Origin of the sequence: Planomonospora sp. ID82291 (assembly GCF_015711645.1) — a bacterium.
Lineage (GTDB): Bacteria > Actinomycetota > Actinomycetes > Streptosporangiales > Streptosporangiaceae > Planomonospora.
Map to the genome: position 1 here is coordinate 1,794,339 of NZ_JABTEX010000002.1, position 20,613 is coordinate 1,814,951.

At 73.6% G+C, this 20,613-nt stretch carries 19 protein-coding genes; 9 read left to right on the forward strand and 10 right to left on the reverse strand.

The window, feature by feature from the left end:
* Positions 1-17: 17 nt before the first annotated feature.
* The 5 genes from HS045_RS18970 to HS045_RS18990 all read right to left on the reverse strand — a co-directional run bounded on the left by HS045_RS18970 (position 18) and on the right by HS045_RS18990 (position 6,389).
* On the reverse strand, positions 18-755 hold the full coding sequence (locus HS045_RS18970; RefSeq protein WP_196452636.1) for a peptidase E: 738 nt from the start codon (positions 753-755) through the stop codon (positions 18-20).
* 40 nt (positions 756-795) lie between these two features.
* Positions 796-1,689, reverse strand: coding sequence for a TIGR01777 family oxidoreductase (locus HS045_RS18975; protein WP_196452637.1), 894 nt, complete (start codon positions 1,687-1,689; stop codon positions 796-798).
* 169 nt (positions 1,690-1,858) lie between these two features.
* Positions 1,859-3,334, reverse strand: a complete 1,476-nt coding sequence (gene sucB, locus HS045_RS18980; protein ID WP_196452638.1) for a 2-oxoglutarate dehydrogenase, E2 component, dihydrolipoamide succinyltransferase — start codon at positions 3,332-3,334, stop codon at positions 1,859-1,861.
* A gap of 35 nt (positions 3,335-3,369) precedes the next feature.
* Positions 3,370-4,749 carry a dihydrolipoyl dehydrogenase gene (gene lpdA, locus HS045_RS18985; RefSeq protein ID WP_196452639.1) on the reverse strand — a complete coding sequence of 460 codons (1,380 nt, stop codon included), beginning with the start codon at positions 4,747-4,749 and terminating at the stop codon, positions 3,370-3,372.
* 116 nt (positions 4,750-4,865) lie between these two features.
* Complete coding sequence (locus HS045_RS18990) at positions 4,866-6,389, reverse strand: leucyl aminopeptidase (RefSeq protein WP_196452640.1); 1,524 nt, start codon at positions 6,387-6,389, stop codon at positions 4,866-4,868.
* Positions 6,390-6,480: 91 nt separating this feature from the next.
* Between HS045_RS18990 and HS045_RS18995 the strand changes: the two genes are divergently transcribed.
* Together HS045_RS18995 and HS045_RS19000 are read left to right on the forward strand one after the other, a co-directional pair.
* Positions 6,481-6,828: a GntR family transcriptional regulator gene (locus tag HS045_RS18995; protein WP_196452641.1), complete on the forward strand. Its 348-nt coding sequence runs from the start codon at positions 6,481-6,483 to the stop codon at positions 6,826-6,828.
* Complete coding sequence (locus HS045_RS19000) at positions 6,825-7,871, forward strand: hypothetical protein (RefSeq protein ID WP_196452642.1); 1,047 nt, start codon at positions 6,825-6,827, stop codon at positions 7,869-7,871. Before HS045_RS18995 ends, HS045_RS19000 begins: the two co-directional genes overlap by 4 nt.
* A gap of 45 nt (positions 7,872-7,916) precedes the next feature.
* Here HS045_RS19000 and HS045_RS19005 read toward each other — a convergent pair whose 3' ends face one another.
* Both HS045_RS19005 and HS045_RS19010 read right to left on the reverse strand, forming a co-directional pair.
* Complete coding sequence (locus HS045_RS19005; protein ID WP_196452643.1) at positions 7,917-8,963, reverse strand: adenosylcobinamide-GDP ribazoletransferase; 1,047 nt, start codon at positions 8,961-8,963, stop codon at positions 7,917-7,919.
* Between the two features lie 66 nt (positions 8,964-9,029).
* Entirely contained in the window at positions 9,030-10,004 is a 975-nt protein-coding gene (locus tag HS045_RS19010) for a bifunctional adenosylcobinamide kinase/adenosylcobinamide-phosphate guanylyltransferase (RefSeq protein WP_196452644.1), read from the reverse strand.
* A gap of 124 nt (positions 10,005-10,128) precedes the next feature.
* On the opposite strand from HS045_RS19010, the gene HS045_RS19015 reads away from it, so the two are divergent.
* Positions 10,129-10,335, forward strand: coding sequence for a hypothetical protein (locus HS045_RS19015; protein ID WP_196452645.1), 207 nt, complete (start codon positions 10,129-10,131; stop codon positions 10,333-10,335).
* Between the two features lie 129 nt (positions 10,336-10,464).
* On the opposite strand, the gene HS045_RS19020 is transcribed toward HS045_RS19015, so the two are convergent.
* Positions 10,465-11,463, reverse strand: a complete 999-nt coding sequence (locus tag HS045_RS19020) for an aldo/keto reductase family protein (RefSeq protein ID WP_196452646.1) — start codon at positions 11,461-11,463, stop codon at positions 10,465-10,467.
* 64 nt (positions 11,464-11,527) lie between these two features.
* Here HS045_RS19020 and HS045_RS19025 point away from each other — a divergent pair, with 64 nt between their 5' ends.
* Positions 11,528-12,814 (forward strand): SMI1/KNR4 family protein, encoded by a 1,287-nt coding sequence (locus tag HS045_RS19025; protein ID WP_196452647.1) that lies wholly within the window; start codon positions 11,528-11,530, stop codon positions 12,812-12,814.
* Between the two features lie 203 nt (positions 12,815-13,017).
* Here HS045_RS19025 and HS045_RS19030 read toward each other — a convergent pair whose 3' ends face one another.
* Positions 13,018-13,626: a DUF3043 domain-containing protein gene (locus tag HS045_RS19030; RefSeq protein ID WP_196452648.1), complete on the reverse strand. Its 609-nt coding sequence runs from the start codon at positions 13,624-13,626 to the stop codon at positions 13,018-13,020.
* 146 nt (positions 13,627-13,772) lie between these two features.
* Here HS045_RS19030 and HS045_RS19035 point away from each other — a divergent pair, with 146 nt between their 5' ends.
* The 3 genes from HS045_RS19035 (at position 13,773) to HS045_RS19045 (ending at position 17,585) form a co-directional block, all read left to right on the forward strand.
* The gene (locus HS045_RS19035) at positions 13,773-14,642 is read left to right on the forward strand and encodes a PspA/IM30 family protein (RefSeq protein ID WP_196452649.1); all 870 of its coding nucleotides are present in this window, start codon (positions 13,773-13,775) and stop codon (positions 14,640-14,642) included.
* The gene (locus HS045_RS19040) at positions 14,639-14,917 is read left to right on the forward strand and encodes a hypothetical protein (protein WP_196452650.1); all 279 of its coding nucleotides are present in this window, start codon (positions 14,639-14,641) and stop codon (positions 14,915-14,917) included. The genes HS045_RS19035 and HS045_RS19040 overlap by 4 nt, the downstream gene beginning before the upstream one ends.
* 181 nt (positions 14,918-15,098) lie before the next feature.
* Positions 15,099-17,585: a serine/threonine-protein kinase gene (locus HS045_RS19045; protein ID WP_196452651.1), complete on the forward strand. Its 2,487-nt coding sequence runs from the start codon at positions 15,099-15,101 to the stop codon at positions 17,583-17,585.
* Between the two features lie 157 nt (positions 17,586-17,742).
* Here HS045_RS19045 and nadA read toward each other — a convergent pair whose 3' ends face one another.
* The gene (gene nadA, locus HS045_RS19050) at positions 17,743-18,897 is read right to left on the reverse strand and encodes a quinolinate synthase NadA (protein ID WP_196452652.1); all 1,155 of its coding nucleotides are present in this window, start codon (positions 18,895-18,897) and stop codon (positions 17,743-17,745) included.
* A gap of 180 nt (positions 18,898-19,077) precedes the next feature.
* Between nadA and erpA the strand changes: the two genes are divergently transcribed.
* A complete protein-coding gene (gene erpA, locus HS045_RS19055) occupies positions 19,078-19,431 on the forward strand; it encodes an iron-sulfur cluster insertion protein ErpA (protein WP_196452653.1) in 354 nt (117 codons plus the stop codon).
* 140 nt (positions 19,432-19,571) lie between these two features.
* Positions 19,572-20,558, forward strand: a complete 987-nt coding sequence (locus HS045_RS19060; protein WP_196452654.1) for a carbohydrate kinase family protein — start codon at positions 19,572-19,574, stop codon at positions 20,556-20,558.
* The last annotated feature ends 55 nt before the right edge of the window (positions 20,559-20,613 follow it).

Genomic DNA, 20,613 nt, shown 5'->3' on the forward strand with positions numbered 1-20,613 from the left:
AGTTGACCCGCCCGGGATCAGGACGTGAGGAGGCGGGGCTCGATGCGGAACTCCTTGACCCCGTCCGCGCCGTCGTGCTCGACCCGGTAGGCGCAGGCGCCCTGCCGTACGCTGACGGCCTGGATGAACTCGGTGCCGACGTAGTGGAGCCCGACGCCCTCGTCGGCGGCGTAGCCGTCGGGCAGCTCGCCGGAGGCCACCGACGCGTGCAGCAGCTCGCGCCGCTGCGGGTCGGAGTCGTAGTGCACGCCGCACGAGTGGGGCAGCAGCGCCAGGCCGTCGGCCCACGGCCGCAGGGCGGGACCGAAGGAGTCGGTGTTGCCGCCGACGTGCCAGCAGAGCGCCCCCGCGCTCTGCCCGGACAGCACCACGCCCGCCCGCCAGGCCTCCTCGAAGGCCTCGTCCAGACCGTGCAGCCGCCACAGCGCCGCCAGGTTGGCCACGCTGCCGCCGCTGACGTAGATCATGTCCTGGCTCAGGATCCACTCGCGGGGGTCGTCGACGTTGGGCATCGGGAACACCGTCAGGTGGCTGAGCTCGACGTCCCACTCGCGGAACGCCCCGTACATCTTCAGCAGCCACTCCGCGTCGTCGCCCGTCGCGGTGGCCAGCAGGCCCAGCCGGGGCCGGTCCTGCCCGGTCAGGTCGAGGCCGTAGCGCAGGAGCCCGCTCGCCTCGATGAAGCCGTAGCGGGCGGAGGGGCGGAACGAGCCGCCGCCGATGGCGAGGATGTGCGACTGGCCGGATCTGCTCATGATGTCGATCTCCCCGGTGACTCCAGTGGGAACAGGGACCCTAGAGTACGGCGGAGAGTGCCTCGTTGAGGTGGATATGCCGGAACGCGTAGCCCGAGTCGAGCAGCCGCCGGGGAAGCACCCGCTGCCCGGTCAGCACCCCCTCCTGCGCGAACCCGCCCAGCGCGGCGCGCAGCACGGGGGCGGGGACGGGCAGCGGCATCGCCGGCCGGTGCACCGCCCGCGCCAGCGCCGAGGTGAACGCGGCGTTGGTCACCGGCTCCGGCGCGGTCAGGTTCACCGGCCCGGCGACCGCCCGCTCGCCCATGAGGTGCCGTACGGCGTGCACCCAGTCGTCCACGGAGATCCACGACCAGTACTGCCGCCCGGAGCCGAGCGGCGCGCCGAGGCCGAGCTTGAAGATCGGCAGGATGCGGCGGAGCATGCCGCCCTCGCCGCTGAGCACCAGGCCGGTCCGGAGCGTCGCCGTCCTGATCCCCGCGGCGGCGGCGGGCTCGGTCTCGGCCTCCCAGGCCCGGACCACCTCGGCGAGGAAGCCCTCGCCGGAGGGGGCCGACTCGTCCACCTCGCGGTCGCCGGTGTCGCCGTAGTAGCCGATCGCCGACCCCGACAGCAGCACCGCGGGCGGGGACGAGAGCCGGGTCAGCGCCGTCACCAGCGTGCGGGTGCCCTCCACCCGGCTGCGCAGGACCTCGCGCTTGTGCTCCTCGGTCCAGCGGCGGTCGCCGATGCCCGCGCCGGCGAGGTGGACCACCGCCTCGGCCCCCTCCAGGGCCGCCGGGTCGACGAGGCCCTTGCCCGGGTTCCAGAACGACTCGTCGGCGCTCTGCGGCACCCGCCGCACCAGCCGGACCACCCGGGTGCCGTCGGCGCGCAGGGACTTGATCAGCGCCGAGCCGAGCAACCCGGAGGAACCCGTCACGATGGTCGTCATACGGCCAATCTAACCGTCCGTTCCCGCGATCTCCCGGAGGCGGGTCCGGAAGGGGCCGCGCGGTACGTGCCCGGGTCACGGCACGGCGGTGCGACGGTGCGGAGACGGCGGGAAAGGGGCCGGGCCGGTCCGCGCGAGGCGGACCGGCCCGGCCGGGGAGAACGGGGGACTAGGCGTTGAGGCCCAGCTGGTTCTCGAAGCGGCCCTCCTCGAGACGGCGCTTGATCGTCGTCAGGAAGCGGGCGGCGTCGGCGCCGTCGACCAGGCGGTGGTCGTAGCTGAGGCCGAGGTAGACCATCGAGCGGACGGCGATGACCTCGCCGTCGGGGGTGTCGACCACGACCGGGCGCTTGACGACCGCGCCGGTGCCCAGCATGCCGACCTGCGGCTGGTTGAGGATCGGCGTGTCGAACAGCGCGCCGCGGCTGCCGGTGTTGGTCAGCGTGAACGTGCCGCCGGTGATCTCGTCCGGGCTCACCTTGTTGCTGCGGGTGCGCTCGGCCAGATCGGCGATCTTGCGGGCCAGACCGGCGATGTTGAGGTCGCCGGCGTTCTTGATCACCGGGACGAGCAGGCCGCGCTCGGTGTCCGTGGCGAAGCCGAGGTGCTCGACGTCGAAGTAGGTGACCTCGTTGGTCTCGCTGTTGATCGTGGCGTTCAGCTTGGGGTGCTGCTTGAGCGCCTCGACGGTCGCCAGGGCGAAGAACGGCATGAAGGAGAGCTTGACGCCCTCGCGCCGCTGGAACTCGCCCTTGGCCTGGTCGCGCAGGCGCGCGATCCTGGTGACGTCGACCTCGACCACCGTGGTGAGCTGCGCCGAGACCTGCAGCGACTCGACCATGCGCTTGGCGATGGTCTGCCGCAGGCGGGACATCTTCTCGGTGCGGCCGCGCAGGGTCGTGTCCACCGCGACCGGCTCGGGGGCCGGAGCGGCGGCCGGGGCCGGGGCGGCGGCCTGCGGGGCGGGCGCGGCGGCGGCCGGGGCCGGGGTCCGCTCGCGCTGGGCGCGCGCGGCCTCCAGGACGTCCTGCTTGCGGATGCGGCCGCCGACGCCGGTGCCGTTCAGGCTGTCGAGGTCCACGTTGTGCTCGCCGGCGAGCTTGCGGACCAGCGGCGTGACGTAGGGGCTCTCGGCGGACGGCTGGGGAGCCGCGGCCGGGGCCTGGGGCGCGGGAGCAGCCTGCGGCGCGGGCGGGGCCTGGGGCGCGGGCGCCGGAGCCGCGGCCTGCGGGGCCGGGGCGGGCGCGGGAGCCGGGGCCGGGGGCGCGGGCGGGGCCGCCGGGGCGGCGGGGGCCTGCGGGGCGGGCTGCGGGATCGAGGAGATCGGCGCCTGCGGGGCGGGCTCCGGCTCCGGCGCGAGGGCCGGGGCCGCCGGAGCCTCCGCGGGGGCGGTGGCGCCCTCGGTGGCGTTCTCGTCGATGAGGGCGAGCTCGGTGCCGACCTCGACGGTCTCGTCCTCGGCAACGATGATCTTGGTGAGGATTCCGGCCGCGGGCGACGGGATCTCGGTGTCCACCTTGTCGGTGGACACCTCCAGGAGCGGCTCGTCGGCCTCGACGCGCTCGCCCTCCTTCTTCAGCCAGCGGGTGACGGTGCCCTCGGTGACGCTCTCGCCGAGCTGGGGCATCTGTACGGACTTCGGCATGGTGTCTTCTCTCGCGTTCCGAGTGAGGGCTTCGACTAGTTGTGGACGTGCAGCGGCTTGCCGGCCAGGGCGAGCATCGCCTCGCCGACGGCCTCCGACTGGGTCGGGTGGGCGTGGATGAGCTGGGCGACCTCGGAGGGCAGGGCCTCCCAGTTGTAGATCAGCTGGCCCTCGGTGACGAGCTCGCCGATGCGGCGGCCCACCATGTGGATGCCGAGGACCGGGCCGTCCTTCTGCGCGATGACCTTCACCGCGCCCTGGGTGCCCAGGATCTGGCTCTTGGGGTTGCCCGCGAGGTCGTAGGTCATCTCCACGATCTCGTGGCCCTTCTCCCGGGCCTGGGCCGAGGTGATGCCGATCGAGGCGACCTCGGGGTCGGAGTAGGTGATGCGGGGCACGCCGTCGTAGTCGATCGCGGGCGGGTTGAGCCCGGCGATGTGCTCGGCCACCATGATGCCCTCGGCGAAGCCGGCGTGGGCGAGCTGCAGGGTCGGGATCAGGTCGCCGACCGCGTAGACGCCCGGCACGCTGGTCTGGCAGTGCTCGTCGACGACCACGGTGCCGCGCTCGATGGCGACGCCGTTCTCCTCGAAGCCCATGCCGGCGGTGACGGCGCCGCGGCCGACGGCCACCAGCAGCAGCTCGGCCTCCAGGGTCTTGCCGTTGGCCAGGCTGACGACCACGCCGGTGTCGGTGGTCTTGACGCCCTCGAAGAAGACGCCCAGCTCCTGCTTGATGCCGCGGCGGCGGAAGGCGCGCTCCAGCAGCTTGGAGCTGGACTCCTCCTCCAGCGGGAGCAGGTGCGGCAGGCCCTCGACGATCGTCACCTCGGCGCCGAAGGAGCGCCAGACGCTGGCGAACTCCACGCCGATGACGCCGCCGCCGAGGACGACCACCGAGGCCGGCACGCGGTCGAGCGTGAGCGCGTGCTCGCTGGTGATGATGCGCTCGCCGTCGATCTCCAGGCCGGGCAGCGACCGGGGCGCCGAGCCCGTGGCCAGCACGATGGTGCGGCCCTCGTAGACGGCGTCGCCCACGGCGATGCGGTTGGGGCCGACCATGCGGCCCTCGCCCTCGACGATCGTGATGCCCTTGCTCTTGAGCAGGCCCTGCACGCCCTTCCAGGCGCGGGTGACGATCTTGTCCTTGAACGCGTGGACGGCGGGGACGTCGATGCCCTCGAAACGGGCCTTGACGCCGTAGCTCTCGCTCTCGCGCGTCTCGTCGGCCACCTCCGCCGAGTGCAGGAGGGCCTTGGTGGGGATGCATCCCCGGTGCAGGCACGTGCCGCCGATCTTGTCCTTCTCGATCAGCACGACCGTCTTGCCCAGCTCGGCCGCCCGCAGAGCGCAGGCATACCCACCGCTACCGCCACCCAGGACGACGATGTCGTAGGGGCCGCTGCCATCAGCCACAGGAATGCTCCTTGTCGGATCGTTATGCCGCCGGGGCCGGCGTCTGACCGGGCCCCGGCAAGCGCATCTTTTCACTTGTCCGCACCGCGGGCGCCCTGCTCGCGCAGGGTTTGACCTCAGCGCGCGTACTGCTCGGCGAGGCCGACGAGGGTCCGGGTGATCGCCCCGGTCCCGCCCTTCGGCGTGTAGCCGTGCGGCTCGCCCTTGTTGAAGGCGGGACCGGCCATGTCGATGTGCGCCCAGCGCACGCCCTCCGGAACGAACTCCCGCAGGAAGATGGCCGCGGTCAGCATGCCCCCGAAGCGCTCGGGGTGCAGGTTGGCGATGTCGGCGACGGGGGAGTCGAGCCCCTTGCGGAGCTCCTCGGGCAGGGGCATGCCCCAGGCGCTCTCGCCCTGCTCGCCGGCGATCCGGACGACCTCCTCGCGGAGCTCGTCGTCGCCCGCCATGACGCCGGCCGTCCGCCAGCCGAGTGCGACGATCTGCGCGCCGGTGAGGGTCGCGACGTCCACGATCAGGTCGGGGGAGTCCTCGCCCGCGCGCGCGATGCCGTCGATCAGGACCAGGCGGCCCTCGGCGTCGGTGTCGAGCACCTCCACGGTCTTGCCCGCGTAGCTGGTGAACACGTCCGACGGGCGCTGGGCGGTGCCGCTCGGCATGTTCTCGGCCAGGCACAGGTAGCCGACGGCGTTGACCTTCAGGCCCAGCCGGGCGATCGCGACGAGTGCGCCGAAGACCGCGCCCGCGCCGCCCATGTCGGACTTCATCCAGTCCATCGAGGCGGTCGGCTTGAGCGACAGGCCGCCGGAGTCGAAGGTGATGCCCTTGCCGACGAACGCGACCGTCTTGGCGGCCTCCGGGTGGCTGTAGGCGAGCCGGACCAGGCGGGGCGGGTTGACCGAGCCCTGGCCGACGGCGACGATGCCGCCGTAGCCGCCCTCCTTGAGGGCCTTCTCGTCCAGGACCTCCACCGACAGGCCGGCCTCGGCGCCGGTCTGCTCGGCGATCTCGGCGAAGCGGGCCGGCCACAGGTCGGACGGCGGGGTGTTGACCAGGTCGCGGACCAGGGAGACGGAGGCGGCGACGGTGGCGGCGCGGTCGACGGCGGCCTCGGCGCCCTCGGCGCGGCTGAGCACGGTGATCTCGCCGACCGGGGCGGTCTGCTCCGCGCCGGTGCGGTACCGGGTGAAGGAGTAGGCGCCGAGCAGCCCGCCCAGGGCCAGCGCGGCGGCCTGCTCGGCCCCCGCGGCGGGCAGGGCCAGGGCGACGCGGCCGGTCCCGGCCAGGGCGCGGGTCGCGGTGCCCGCGGCGCGGCGCAGGACCTCGGCGTCGTAGTCCCCCTCGGGGGCGTCGCCCAGGCCGACGGCGACGAGGAGCGGGGCGGTCAGCGCGCCGAAGGTCGGCACCTTGGCGATCTCGCCCGGCGTGCCCTTGACGCCCATGGCGCCCAGAGTGGCGGCGAGCCTGCCGCCGAGCGCCTCGTCGAGCCCTTCGGCTCCGGGGGCGGCGCGCAGGCCGTCCGGACCGGGGTGGACTCCGACGACCAGCGCTTCGGTATCGAAAGAGACGACGTTGTCACTTGGGTTCAGCCGCACAGTGGTCACGTAGGCCGATGCTAGTCCTGCCGGGGCCGTACGCATAAACGAGGGGTCGTCCTACCAATCGGTAAACTTCAAATGGTGCTATTTCGAGTAGCTTCATCGTATTGATGATGCTATTGTCGATAGCATCATGTTACTCACTCTGGATCTGAACGACCCCCGGCCGCTGCACGAACAGGTCGCCGGGACGATCCGCCGCGCCGTCGCCGACGGGTCCTACGCCCCCGGAGACCGGCTGCCGCCCGCCCGCGACCTGGCGGACGCGCTCGGCGTCAACGCCAACACCGTCCTGCGCGCCCTGCGCGAGCTGCGCGACGAGGGTCTGCTGGAGTTCCGCCGGGGCCGGGGCGTCAGTGTGCTGAGCCGCCCCGACGCCCGCGGGGCGCTGGCCGAGGCCGTGCGCGAGCTGCTCGCCGAGGCCGACCGGTACGGCTACGGCCCCGAAGAAGTCATCCACATCATCAGGGAGCTCTCATGACCGCCTCCGCCTCCCGGCCGTCCACCTCCGCCCCGCCGGGCGGCCGCGCCTCCTCCCGGGGGGCGGCCCTCACCGTCGCCGCGCTCTGGGGCGCGCTCGTCACGGCCGTCCTGGTCGCCGTGCCGCTCGTGCTCCGGGACCGCCTGCCCGAGCCGGTGGCCGTCCACTGGAGCGGCGGCTCCGTCCCGGACCGGAGCATGTCCTTCGTCGGCGACCTCGCCACCGGCCTGGCCCTGTGGGGCGTGGCCTGGGCGTTCCTGGTCGGCGCCGCACTGCACGGCGCGGCCCTGCGCGCCCGGCCGACGCGCGTGCACTGGTGGGGCTTCCTGTTCGGCTGGGCCGTGTTCGCCCTGGGCGTCCAGGGCTCCACGCTCCTGGCCAACCTCGACGCGGGTCACTGGCGGCGGGCCCTGCTGCCCGGCTGGACGGTCCTCGCCGTCCTGGGCGCCGCCGTCGCGGTGGGCGTGCTGGCGGGATGGCTCGGCCGGGGGGAGCCGGACCGGGCCCCGGAGCGCCCGGAGGAGGCGCCGCGCCTGCGGCTCCGTCCCGGGCGGCGCGCGGTCTGGGTGAGCCGCACCTCCAACCCGTGGCTGCTCGCCCTCTCGGCGGTGGCGCTGTCCGCCGCGGCGGGGGCGGCCGTGCTGACCGCCGTGGGAGCCCTGGACGGCTCCGCCGCCTGGATCCCCGTCGTGGTGGCCGCCCTCACCGCGCTGCTCGGGCTCGCCACCGCCACCGTCCAGGTCAGGGTCGACTCCGACGGGCTGCGGATCGGTTTCGGGCCGCTGGCCCGGCCCGCCTACCGGGTGCCCGCGGCGGCGATCGAGTCGGCCCGGGTGGAACGGGCCGTCCCCGGCCGGGTCGGCGGCTGGGGCCTGCGGAGCCTGCCCGGCACCGGCCGGGTGACGCTCATGCTCCGCGGCGGCGAGCACCTGGTGGTCCGCCGCACCACGGGCGGCGAGTTCGCCGTCTCCACCGACGACGCCGAGCGGGGTGCCGCCCTCCTCAACGCCTACGCCGCCGAGAGCGCCGCACTCCGCTCGTGACGGGACACGTCCGCGTCCCGGGCCTTTCCCTTCCCGGGACCGGGCTCACCCCAGGGCGGCGCAGGCCAGCAGGGCGGCCGCCGCGGCGGTCTCGGCGAGCGCGCCGAGCACGTCCCCGGTGATCCCGCCCAGCCGCCGCACCGCCCGGCGCCGCAGCACCCGTGCGGCGAGCAGCCCGGCCGCCACCGCCGCGGCGGGAAGGCCGAGGAACACGATGAACGGCGACCAGCCCGGGGGGAGACCGGCGATGGAGGCGAAGGACACGTCCACCGCGTCCAGGTAGGCCGGGTCCGTCCCGATTCCTTGGAGCGGCGCGTAGGAGCCGTCGTAGAAGACGATGTCCCCCTCCACGGAGGTGTACTCCGCGTAGCGGCGGCCGAAGGCGTCGTCCGGAGGGAGCAGGCGAAGGGCCCCGAGGCAGTAGGCGGACGTCAGCACCGCCAGGCCGGCGAGGGACAGGGCGGTCGCGGCCAGGGCGGGGCCGCGCCGTACGGTGCCCGCGACCGTCGCGCCGAGCCCGCCCTGCCGGGCCGCCGGGACGCCCTCCCGGCAGGCCCGGGTGATCGCCAGCCGCCCGGCGACGCAGGCGGCGACCAGCGCGACGGGCCCGTACCCGGCGGCGGAGGCCTCGGCCAGCGCCGCGACCTGGACGCCCAGCACCAGGACCAGCGTCACCACGCCGAAGGGGCCGATGTCGGAGCGCTTCATGATGTCCAGGGCCTGCTCGGCGGGCCTGCCGCTGCCCAGCCCGTCGGCGAGGTCGGCCAGCCCGTCCAGGTGCAGGGCCCGGGTGAGCAGCGCGAGCGTGCCGACCGCCAGGACCGAGGCGAGCAGCGGCGAGACCCCCAGCCGGAGCGCGGCCGAGAGCACGACCGCGGCGACCCCGCCGAGCAGCGCGCCGACCAGCGGGGCGAGCGCCATCGCCCGCCCGCCCGCCCGGCGGTCCACGGTCCCCGGCCGCACCGGGAACACGCTCAGCGTGCCGACCGCCAGCCGGAGCCCGTCGCCGAACGTGGACGGACGCTCCGAGGCGTCAGGCCCGCCGGGGTTCTCGGGGTCTCCGGGGTCCCCCGGAGGCGGTTCTGCGGACATGACCGACGATCGTAGTGCCGGGCCGCCCGTCCGCCGGAACGGGATGATCCGGCCGGGAGCGGGCCGTCAGACGGGCAGGGGGAGCAGGCGCCCGGCGACGACGAGGGCGACCTCCTCCGACTCGGCGGCCAGCCGCTGGTTCAACCGGCCCAGGACGTCGCGGAACAGCCGTCCTGCGGAGGTGGCGGGGACCACGCCCAGGCCGACCTCGTCGGAGACGGCCACGACGCGCGCCCGCGTCCCGCGCCATGCCGCCACCAGCCCGTCGCAGCGCTCCTGCACCCGGGCGAGCGCCTGCGGGTCCCGGTCCCAGGCGCCGCACTCGTCGAGGACGGCGGTGACCCACGTGCCCAGGCCGTCGACCAGCAGGGGGACGCGCGCCTCCGCCAACAGCCCGGCCAGGTCCGTGGTCTCGGCCGTGCTCCAGTGGGCGGGACGCCGCTCCCGGTGGGCCCGGATCCGCCCGAGCCACTCCGGGTCGCCCTCCCCGGACGGGCCGGTCGCCGCGTAGACGACCTCGGGCTCGGCCAGCAGCCGCAGCTCGGCCTCGGCCGACTTGCCCGACCGCGACCCGCCCAGCAGCAGGGTCCGGCGCGGCGGCTCCGGCCGGGCGGGCGCGGGCCCGCGGGCGTCGAGGAGCGTCCCGTCCGGTACGGCCCGCACCCCCCACAGGGCGAGCCGCCGCTCCAGCTCGGCCTCGCTGGGCACCCGGTGGTCGATCCCGACGGCGACGACGTGGGTGCGCCCGGTCACCAGGCCCAGGCGCCGCAGCAGGCCCAGCAGCTCCGGCCGGTCCAGCACGTCGAGGAGCACGACGTCGTAGGGGCCGTCCCCGGGAGCGGGGGCGAAGTCCGCGGCCGCGTGCAGCAGGCGGCCGCCGTCCGCGGCGGTCACGGTGAACCCGTCCCGCGGGAGCGGGCGGCCGTCGACGAGGACCCGGGTGGGGCGGCGGGGGGCGGGCAGGAGGCCGCAGGAGGCGCAGGGGCAGCCGGGCACGGGCCGGCCGAGCGGCCCCGCCGTACCCTCGAACAGGACGTCCATCCGGAAAGGGTCGCACGGCGCGGCGGTTGTCCGGTGCGCCGCACTTCGCGATCACGTAGGCTCGCGGAGCCGCCGGCGGAGCAGCCGGGGCCGGCGGAGGCACCGGCGAGAAGGAGCGTGTGGCATGGCGTGGCGCTGGCGTTACGAGAACGCGAACGGCGGAGAGGTGACCGAGGGGGTCCCGCCGGTCGAGGCGTTCACCAGTCAGGCCGACGCGGAGTCCTGGCTCGGCGAGAACTGGCGCGAGCTGCTCGCGGCCGGCGTGGAGAGGGTCACCCTCCTGGAGGACGACCGGGTCGAGTACGCCGGGATGTCGCTGCGCGAGGAGTAGCGGAGCGGACGGCGGTCCCGCTCCCCGGATCGGGGGGCGGGACCGCCGTCCGCTGGCGCCGCCGTCGCGGCGGCGGGCGTCCGCCAGGGGGAGCGGGGACGGTCCCGGACGTCCCGCGCGCCGCCGCGGCTACGGGCGCTTGGGCGGGCTGACGGTCTTGGCCGGGTCCCGCTCGACGATCGGGTCCAGCACGTCGTCGATCTTCTTCAGCACCTCGGCGTCCAGCGTCACCCCGGCGGCCTTGACGTTGTCCCGGACCTGCTCGGGCCTGCTCGCGCCGACGATGGCCGAGGAGACGTTCGGGTTCTGCAGCACCCAGGCCACCGCGAGCTGGGCCATGGTCAGGCCGAGGTCGGCGGCGATCGGCTTGAGCTCCTGGACGCGGGTGAGCACGTCGTCGGAGAGCATCCGGGAGATGAAGTTGCCCCCGGTCGGGTCGGTGGCTCGGGAGCCGGAGGGCGGCGGCTGCCCCGGCAGGTACTTGCCGGTGAGCACGCCCTGGGCGATCGGGGACCAGACGACCTGGCCCAGGCCCTCCTTCCGGCACAGCGGCACGACCTCGGCCTCGATGACCCGCCAGAGCATGGAGTACTGCGGCTGGTTGGAGACCAGGCGGTCGAAGCCCATCTCGTCGGCGATCTTCAGCGCCGCGGCGATCTGCTCGGCGTTCCACTCGCTGACGCCCACGTAGAGGACCTTGCCCTGGCGGACCAGGTCGTCGAAGGTCTTGAGGGTCTCCTCCAGGGGCGTCTCGGCGTCGAACCGGTGCGCCTGGTACAGGTCGACGTAGTCGGTCTGCAGACGGCGCAGCGAGCCGTGGATCGACTCGGTGATGTGCTTGCGGGACAGCCCGCGGTCGTTGGGCCCGGGGCCCGTCGGCCAGTAGACCTTGGTGAAGATCTCCAGCGACTCCCGGCGCACGCCCTTGAGCGCGCGGCCGAGCACTTCCTCCGCCCTGGTCCCGGCGTACACGTCGGCGGTGTCGAAGGTGGTGATCCCCTCGTCGAGCGCCGCCTGCACGCATTCCTTGGCGGCGTCCTCCTCGACCTGGGAGCCGTGCGTGATCCAATTGCCGTAGCTGATCTCACTGACCATGAGACCGCTGCGGCCGAGGTGACGGAATTCCATGCTTCGACCCTAATAGGCGCCGACTGAAGATCTGATTCGGGATACTCTGCCCGGCGTGCGGCATTTGATCACTTATAGATGGGTACGGCTCGCGCTCGCGGCGGCGGCGGCCGTCGCGGCGGTCGCCGTGGCCGTGCGTCTGCGCCGCCGCTCGGCCCCCTCCGGCGCACGGCCCGCGCCGGATTCCGCGCGCGGCCTCACGCCGGGTGCCGTGCAGGACCCCCCGCCGGGGCGCGAGAGCGCGGAGCCGTGGCCGCCCGCTCCGATCCTCGGTACTCCGACGGCCGCCGATCTGGCGCGTCTCGCACGCAGGCCGGACGCGCCGGAGCCGTCGCCGCGGAGCACACCGAGAACGCCGAGGCCGCCCCTGGACGAGGCGGTCCGGCGGCGCGTGGTGCGCTGGGGCTCCACGGCGGTCGCCCTGGGCGTGCTGGTCTTCGCCGCCCAGGCGCTGGAGACGGCGGTCTTCTCCGAGGAACCCGCCACCGAGGTCACCTCCGAGGCCGTCGTGAGGCTGTGCGATCCACCGGAGGCGCCCGGAGGGGACGCGGAACCGGGGCCTGTCCACTGCGACGAGGGCGAACGGATCGTGGACGAGGCATGGAGCGACGGGGCGGGCGGGGGCAGGGGCACCGCCTTCGTGGAGTCCGCGCCGCCCTCGCTCCCGCCTCCCGTCTCCAACGACACCGGTGCTCCCGAGAGGGCGGAGCCGTACGGAGCGGCCCCCGACCGGGACTGCACCCCGTCCGCGCGCGCGCCGGTGGTGCGGAGACCTGACCCGAGGGCGGTCCGGGCGGTGAACCGGCAGTGGGCACGGATCGAGCGGTGGCTGAAGGCCAACGCGCCCGCGACCTACCGCACGCTCGCCGGCCCCGCCCGTGCCCGCACGATCGCGGTCGCCGAGGCGCAGATGGGCCTGCGCTTCCCCGACGACCTGAAGGCCTCCCTGCTCCGGCACAACGGGGCCAGGAGCAGCGGGACGAGCGCGGGCTTCCCCTTCTTCCTGCACACGATCGCGGATGTGCGCGGGATCCGCGACGCGTGGCGGAGCCTGTGCGCGATCGACGGCGAGGACGGGACCGACCCCCGCACGGAGTGGTGGGATGGACGGATGATCCCGATCGGCGCGGACGGGCTCGGGAACCATCTGGTGATCGACTCGGTCCGGCGCGACGTCGGGGAGTCGGACCACGAGGGGAGCCTCGGGTTCACCCCCGGGGACGTGCCGATCCGCTCCCACCACGCGCTGCTGCGGATGACCGCCGACGCGCTGGAGAGCGGCGGGTCCATCGGCTACTGGCGGCCGGTGGTGGACGGGGGAGAGCTCTCCTGGGAGGTCGAGGACGCCTGACGGTCCTGCCCTGACGGTCCTGCCCTGACGGTCCTGCGGAGCCCGCGGCCGGTGCCGGCGGGCGTCCGGCCGGACCGCGAGGGCGGGGGAGGGCCGGACCGCGAGGCGGTGAAGGAGGGGCGGGGCGGAACCGGGCCGCAGGCGGGAGCCCCGCCGCTCCTCGCGGAGGGGCGGGGCTCGGCGGCGGTCCTACTTCTTCGGCCCTACTTCTTCGGCGGGACCGGCTGACCGCCGGGCAGGAACTGCGGCGGCGGGAAGCGCAGCTTGCGGATCTGCAGCGCGCGCATCGCCGCGTAGAAGCCGACGCCCCGCAGGCTCTCGCCGGGGAACTTCTCGGCGGCGAGCCTCTTGACCTTCCACGACACCCAGATCGAGGTGAACAGGACGCCGAGCATCATGATCGGCCAGCCGATGCCGATCACGGCCGCGGCGACCTGCCCCTGCATCGCGCCGGGGAAGGGGATCCAGGTCAGCAGCAGGATGGCCAGCGAGAACGGCAGGAAGTACTGGCTGACCAGGCGGCGGGAGTCGACCCAGTCGCGGGCGAACCTGCGGACCGGCCCCCGGTCGCGGGCCGGCAGGTAGCGCTCGTCGCCGCGCATCATGCCCTCGCGGGCCCTGGCGCGCTCGGCGGCCTGGCGGTCGCGGAGGTTCTTGTAGGCCTCCTTGCGGTTCTTGGGGGCGGTCACCGGCTGGCGGCGACGGCCTTCGGCGTCCCGGCGCTTGGGTGTGGGACGCCCCTTGCCCGCAGGCTTAGGATCGGTGGCGGAGACGGGGGAATCGTCCGCGGTGGTCTGGGTACGTCGGAACACAAGGTCAGCCTACCGGGACTGCAACTTAGTGACGCCCCCGTGCGTTATGCGTAGGGTGAACCCTATGTGGCTCCGCCGCTCTTGCCGGGGGCCGGAATCACTGGGGTGGCCCGAAGCGCATTTGAAGAAGGGGACGGCCGACGCGCATGAGCGTGATGAAGAGACTTTCCATGATCTTCAAGTCCAAGGCCAATGAGGCCCTGGACAAGATGGAGGATCCGCGCCAGACCTTGGACTACTCCTATCAGCGGCAGCTGGAGCTGCTGCAGAAGGTGCGCCGGGGCGTGGCCGATGTCGCAACCTCGCGCAAGAGGGTCGAACTGCAGATCAACCAGATCGAGGCGCAGGCGCGCAAGCTGGAGGAGCAGGGCCGCAAGGCGCTCAGCGTGGGCCGCGAGGACCTGGCCCGCGAGGCGCTGACCCGCCGCGGCAGCCTGCAGACGCAGATCGCCGACCTGCGGGTGCAGCACGACAACCTGCAGGCGGAGGAGGAGAAGCTCACCCACGCCTCGCACCGCCTCCAGGCCAAGGTCGACTCCTTCCGCACGCGCAAGGAGACCATCAAGGCCACCTACACCGCGGCCGAGGCGCAGACGCGGATCAACGAGGCCTTCTCCGGCATCTCCGAGGAGATGGGCGACGTCGGCCTGGCGATCCAGCGGGCCGAGGACAAGACCGCGCAGATGCAGGCGCGGGCCGGGGCCATCGACGAGCTGCTCGCCAGCGGTGCGCTGGACGACTTCAGCGGATCCCGCGGCGACGACATCCAGGCGGAGCTCGACCGCATGGGCGGCGGCGCCGACGTGGAGCTGGAGATCGCCCGGATGAAGGCCGAGCTGGGTCAGGCGCCCGCGCCGAAGAGCGCGATCGAGCAGGGCCGGCCGCAGCAGCAGCAGCAGGCCCCCCAGCAGCAGCCGCAGCAGCAGGCCGATCCGTACGGCCAGCCGCAGCAGCCCGATCCGTACGGCCAGCCGCAGCCGACCCAGCAGTACCGCCAGCCGGGGGAGGGGCAGTGATCGTTCGCATCATGGGCGAGGGGCAGGTCGAGATCGCGGCCGACGACCTCGCCGTGCTCAACAAGCTGGACGGCGAGCTGGAGGCGGCCATCCAGGCCGGCGACGAGGAGACGTTCCGGGTCCGGCTGCACGCCCTGCTGGACAAGGTCCGCCATGTGGGCAAGGAGCTTCCCGACGAGAGCCTGGAGCCCTCGGAGCTGATCCTGCCGCCGGCCGACGCCTCGATGGAGGAGGTCCGGGAGATGCTGGGGGACGAGGGCCTGATCCCCGGATAACGCGCCGTCTTCCACGGATGCCCGGAGCGGAGCCGATCCGCCCCGGGCCGGGCCCTCCCGACGCCGGGTGGGCCTTTTCTCCGTCTCACCCCGGGCTGGTGTGCAGGTTAGGGAAGTTTGCCCTCACAATGGGACAGAAAAAGCCCAGAGAGAGGGTGTCGTTATGCCGGACCTTGCGCCCTTGCGCCCCGGGGATCCCGAGCGGGTGCGCGAGTACCGGCTCACCGCGCGCCTCGGCGAGGGGGGCCAGGGGACGGTCTACCTCGGCGAGTCCGAGACGGGAGCGCGCGTCGCGGTCAAGCTGCTCCGCGCCGACCTCGCACAGGACGAGGAGGCGCTGGAACGTTTCGTCCGCGAGGTCAGCACCGCCCAGCGCGTCTCGCCGTTCTGCACCGCCGCGGTGCTGGACACCGGAGTGGACCGGCACCGGCCGTACATCGTCAGCGAGTACATCGACGGGCCGACGCTCGACGCGGTGGTGGCCGCCGAGGGTCCGCGCTCGGGCTCGGCGCTGCACCGGCTGGCGATCGGCACGGTCACCGCGCTCGTCGCGATCCACCAGGCGGGGATCGTGCACCGCGACTTCAAGCCGTCCAACGTGCTGCTCGCGCCCGACGGCCCCCGCGTCATCGACTTCGGCATCGCCAAGGCCCTCGACCGGACCTCGACGCTGACCGCGATGGCGATCGGCACCCCCTCCTACATGACGCCCGAGCAGCTCGCGGGGGAGGCCGCCGGATCGGCCGCCGACATGTTCGCCTGGGGCTGCACGATGGTCTTCGCCGCCACCGGGGCGCCGCCGTTCGGCACCGACAGCCTGCCGGCGATCTTCAACCGCATCATGAACGCCGAGCCGGACCTGTCGGCGATCGCCGACGCGGCCCTGCGCGAACTGGTGGGCGACTGCCTGGCCAAGGACGCGAGACGCCGCCCGACGGCGAGCGAGGCGCTGATGCGCCTGCTCGGCCACAGCGGCGCGGGCACGACGGGCGGCGCGCCGCCGGTCCCGCCCCAGGGCATCCTCGCCGAGGGCTCGGCCGTGGCCGCCCAGCAGACCGGTCCGGGTCCGGACGGCGTTTCCCACCCGACCGGTCCCGGCGGGTTCGCCCATCCGGCGGGGCCGGGTGGTCATCCGCCGCACCAGACCGGTCCCGGCGGGTTCCCGCAGCAGGCCGGACCGGGCGGCTACCCGCCGCACCAGACCGGACCGGGCGGGTTCCCGCAGCAGGCGGGTCCCGGCGGTCATCCGCCGCACCAGACGGGTCCCGGCGGGTTCGCCCACCCGGCCGGTCCGGGCGGCTACCCGCCGCACCAGACGGGTCCCGGCGGGTTCGGGCAGACCGTCTACGGCGTCCCGCCGCAGGGCGCCGCGCCCTACCCCGGTTCCGAGGGGCACCCGGGCGGCGTGTTCGCGCAGCCGCCGGTCCCCGGTCCGCAGGCGCCGTACGCGGACTCCGGCGGGTACGGCCGGCAGTCGCCGTACGGCGTCCCGCCGCAGGGCGCCGCGCCGTACGGAGGGCCCGGCGGGCGGAGCGGTCACCAGGAGCCCGGGGGGCCCGGGGGACAGGGCGCGGGGGCGCAGGGGGCCGGGCGGGTGCGCCGGGCCTGGATCGCGGTCGGAGCGGGACTCGCGGTGGCGCTCGCCGGCGGCGGCGTCACGCTGGCGCTGCAGGGCATCGGCGGGTCCGGGGCGACCCCGTCCTCCTCGCCGGCCGCCGGCGCGTCCGCCACGCCGACCCCGATCGCCGCCCGGGTGCCGCAGGCCGCCCGGGAGATCAGGCTTCCGGGCAGCTCGACCACGATCCACGAGAGCGACGAGGACCCGATCAGGCTGACCTCCTACAGCCTGACCACGGCCGGGAAGTTCCACCTCTACGCCCGCAAGCACGGCGCGAACGACTTCGCCGCCGCCGACCAGTACATCGACTACACGGTGAACCCCCAGGGGACCGGGGCGCTGGCCACCGACCTGCACTACGACAAGGACAACCACGCCCTGGTCTCGATCATCGACCGGGTCGGCGGCGCGGTGGACAAGGTCAGGATCACCAAGGCGCCGGTCTACCCGTCGCTGCCGCAGTGGTCGCCGGACGGGAGGAAGGGCCTGGTCACGCTCTACCAGGCGGACGCCGACGTGACCAAGCCCAGCCACCCGTACGGCTACGCGATCATCGACATCGCCGCCAAGAAGGCGAAGATCGTCAAGGTGAAGGAGAAGGACGCCGGGACGTGGAGCTACTTCTGGCGGGGTGACGGCCGGGCGGTCGGCACCTGGGCGATCGACGGCTCCACCCGCCGCATCCGCTTCTACGACCTGGAGGGCACCGTCCTGCAGACCCTGCTCGACGTGGGCACGCCGCTCACCGTCGAGGGGGAGGACGTCAACCCGTCCGGATCGCTGATCATGACGTACTGCAAGGGGACCGAGAAGGAGATCTGCGTCTGGTCCACCGCGGCCGACGGGGAGCCGCAGGCCAGGATCCCCTTCGCGACCAAGCGGGTCGTCGGCTGGTACGACGACCGGCACATCGCGGTCTGGCGGGCCGCGGGCTCCGGGTTCGAGGCGGTCGTGATCGACCTGGAGGGCCGGGTCGAGCGGGTGCTCGCGGAGACCGCGGACGCCAAGGAGTACGAGAAGCAGTTCATGCGCTACACCCGGGTGCGCTGACCCGCCGCACCCCGGTCCGCCGTACCCGCGGAGGCCGCACCCCGGTCCGCCGCACCCCGGTCCTCCGCGGGTACGGCGAAGGCCCCGGCGCGCGGCCGGGGCCTTCACGGCTCCGCGGGCAGACCCCGCGGCCCGGTCCCGCGACGGGACCGGAGGGTCACGGCAGGGCGAGCATCCGGTCCAGGGCGACCTTGGCCCAGTGGGTGGTGTCGGGGTCGACGGTGATCCGGTTGACGACCTGGCCGGCGGCCAGGGACTCCAGCGCCCACACCAGGTGCGGCAGGTCGATCCGGTTCATCGTCGAGCAGTAGCAGACGGTCCGGTCCAGGAACGACACGTTCTTGTCGGGGAACATGGCCCCGAGCCGCTTGACCAGGTTGAGCTCGGTGCCGATGGCCCAGGAGGAGCCGGCCGGGGCCTCGGTGAGCTTCTTGATGATGTACTCGGTCGAGCCGACGTGGTCGGCCTTGACGACCACCTCGTGCCGGCACTCGGGGTGGACCAGCACGTTGACGCCGGGGATGCGCGCGCGGACGTCGTCCACGCTCTCGGGGGTGAACCGGCCGTGCACCGAGCAGTGCCCCCGCCACAGGATCATCTTGGCGTCGCGCAGCTGCGCCTCGGTCAGGCCGCCGTTCGGCCGGTGCGGGTTGTAGACGACGCAGTCGTCCAGGGACAGGCCCATCTCCAGCACGGCCGTGTTGCGGCCCAGGTGCTGGTCGGGCAGGAACAGCACCTTCTCGCCGCGGGAGAACGCCCAGTCCAGGGCCCGGCGGGCGTTGGAGGAGGTGCACACGACACCGCCGTTGCGCCCGCAGAACGCCTTGATGTCGGCGCTGGAGTTCATGTAGGTCACCGGGACGGTGACGTCGGCGATGCCGGCGTCGGCGAGCGCGTCCCAGCACTCCTCGACCTGGTCGAAGGTGGCCATGTCGGCCATGGAGCACCCGGCGGCCAGGTCCGGGAGCACGACCTTCTGGGAGTCGCCGGTCAGGATGTCGGCCGACTCGGCCATGAAGTGCACACCGCAGAAGACGATGTACTCGGCCTCGGGCCGGGCCGCGGCCTGCCGGGCGAGCTTGAACGAGTCGCCGGTCACGTCGGCGAACCGGATGACCTCGTCGCGCTGGTAGTGGTGGCCGAGCACGAAGACCCGGTCGCCGAGCGCCGCCTTGGCCCGCTGCGCGCGCTCCACGAGCGCCGGGTCGGAGGCCGGCGGCAGTTCGCCCGGGCAGTCCACCCCGCGCTCGCTGTGCGGGTCGGCCTCCCGGCCGAGGACGAAGAGCGGAAGCCCGGTCTCGGTGGTCGTCACGACCACACCCCCTTATCGTCTAAGTGACGACTAATGATGACACACGGTCCGGGCGATTTATTCCGGGGGTGGGGGGATCGGAATGCATGGCATCGCGCGGGTGTTGGTAGCGTCTGAGAAGGACGTCAGAAACAGACAGCCGTTCAGACGGGCGGTTGACGTAGACGCGGGAGTCACCACATGTCGGTTGAGAGCAGCGAGACCACGGCGCAGGGCCTGATCCTGAGCGACGCGGCCGCGGCCAAGGTCAAGAGCCTGCTGGAGCAGCAGGGCGAGGAGGGCCTCCAGCTGCGGGTGGCCGTGCAGCCCGGCGGCTGCTCCGGCCTGCGCTACCAGCTCTTCTTCGACGACCGTTCGATGGACGGCGACGTCGTCACGGACTTCAACGGTGTCAGCGTGGTCACCGACCGGATGAGCGCGCCGTACCTCATCGGCGCCACGGTCGACTTCGTCGACACGATCGAGAAGCAGGGCTTCACGATCGACAACCCGAACGCCACGGGCTCCTGCGCCTGCGGCGACTCGTTCAACTGAGCCGGCCGTCCGGCCGGTACGCCTGAAAAGCCCTGCCAGGTGAGAGGTCCCTCACCGGGCAGGGCTTTCACGTGTCATGAGGTGGCGTATCCTTGCGTGGCTCACCGCCCGAAGATGCTGACAACGAGGAGAAGGATCCCGTGCGCATCGCCGTCACCGGCTCAATCGCGACCGACCATCTGATGACCTTCCCGGGCCGGTTCGGCGATCAGCTGATCGCCGACCAGCTCGACCGGGTCTCCCTGTCGTTCCTCGTGGACGACCTGCAAGTCCGCCGTGGCGGCTGCGCGGCCAACATCGCCTTCGGCATGGGCTGCCTGGGCCTGTCGCCGATCCTGGTCGGCGCGGTCGGGGCCGACTTCGCCGACTACCGCTCCTGGCTGGAGCGCCACGGCGTCGACTGCGGCTCGGTGCACCTGTCCGAGACGTACCACACGGCCCGCTTCCTGTGCACCACCGACACCGAGCACAACCAGATCGCGTCGTTCTACACCGGTGCGATGGCCGACGCCCGGCTGATCGAGCTGCAGCCGATCGCCGACCGCGTGGGCGGGCTCGACCTGGTGCTGGTCAGCCCCAACGACCCCGACGCGATGCTCCGGCACACCGACGAGGCCCGCCAGCGCGGGATCCCGTTCGCCGCCGACCCCTCCCAGCAGCTCGCCCGCATGTCCGGCGAGGACATCCGCCTGCTGATCGACGGCGCCGCCTACCTGTTCAGCAACGACTACGAGAAGGGCCTGATCGAGCAGAAGACGGGCTGGTCCGACGGGGAGATCCTCGACCGGGTCGGCGTCCGCGTCACCACGCTCGGGCCCAAGGGCGCCGTGATCGACCGCAAGGGCGAGCCGTCGCTGCACGTCTCCCCGGCCCCCGAGCTCGGCAAGGCCGACCCCACCGGCGTCGGCGACGCCTTCCGCGCGGGCTTCCTGGCCGGCCTGGCCTGGGACCTGTCCCTGGAGCGCTGCGGGCAGCTCGGCAACCTCACCGCCACGCACGTCCTGGAGCGCGTCGGCTGCCAGGAGTACGAGCTCGGCCAGCAGGTGTTCCTGGAGCGCTTCACCGGCGCCTACGGCGCCGAGGCCGCGGCCGAGGTGGCCGGGTTCGTGCGCTGCCACCACCCCTGACCCTGCCGGGCCCGAGGCCGGTCCCCGCGGACCGGCCCCGGACCTCGCCAGGGAC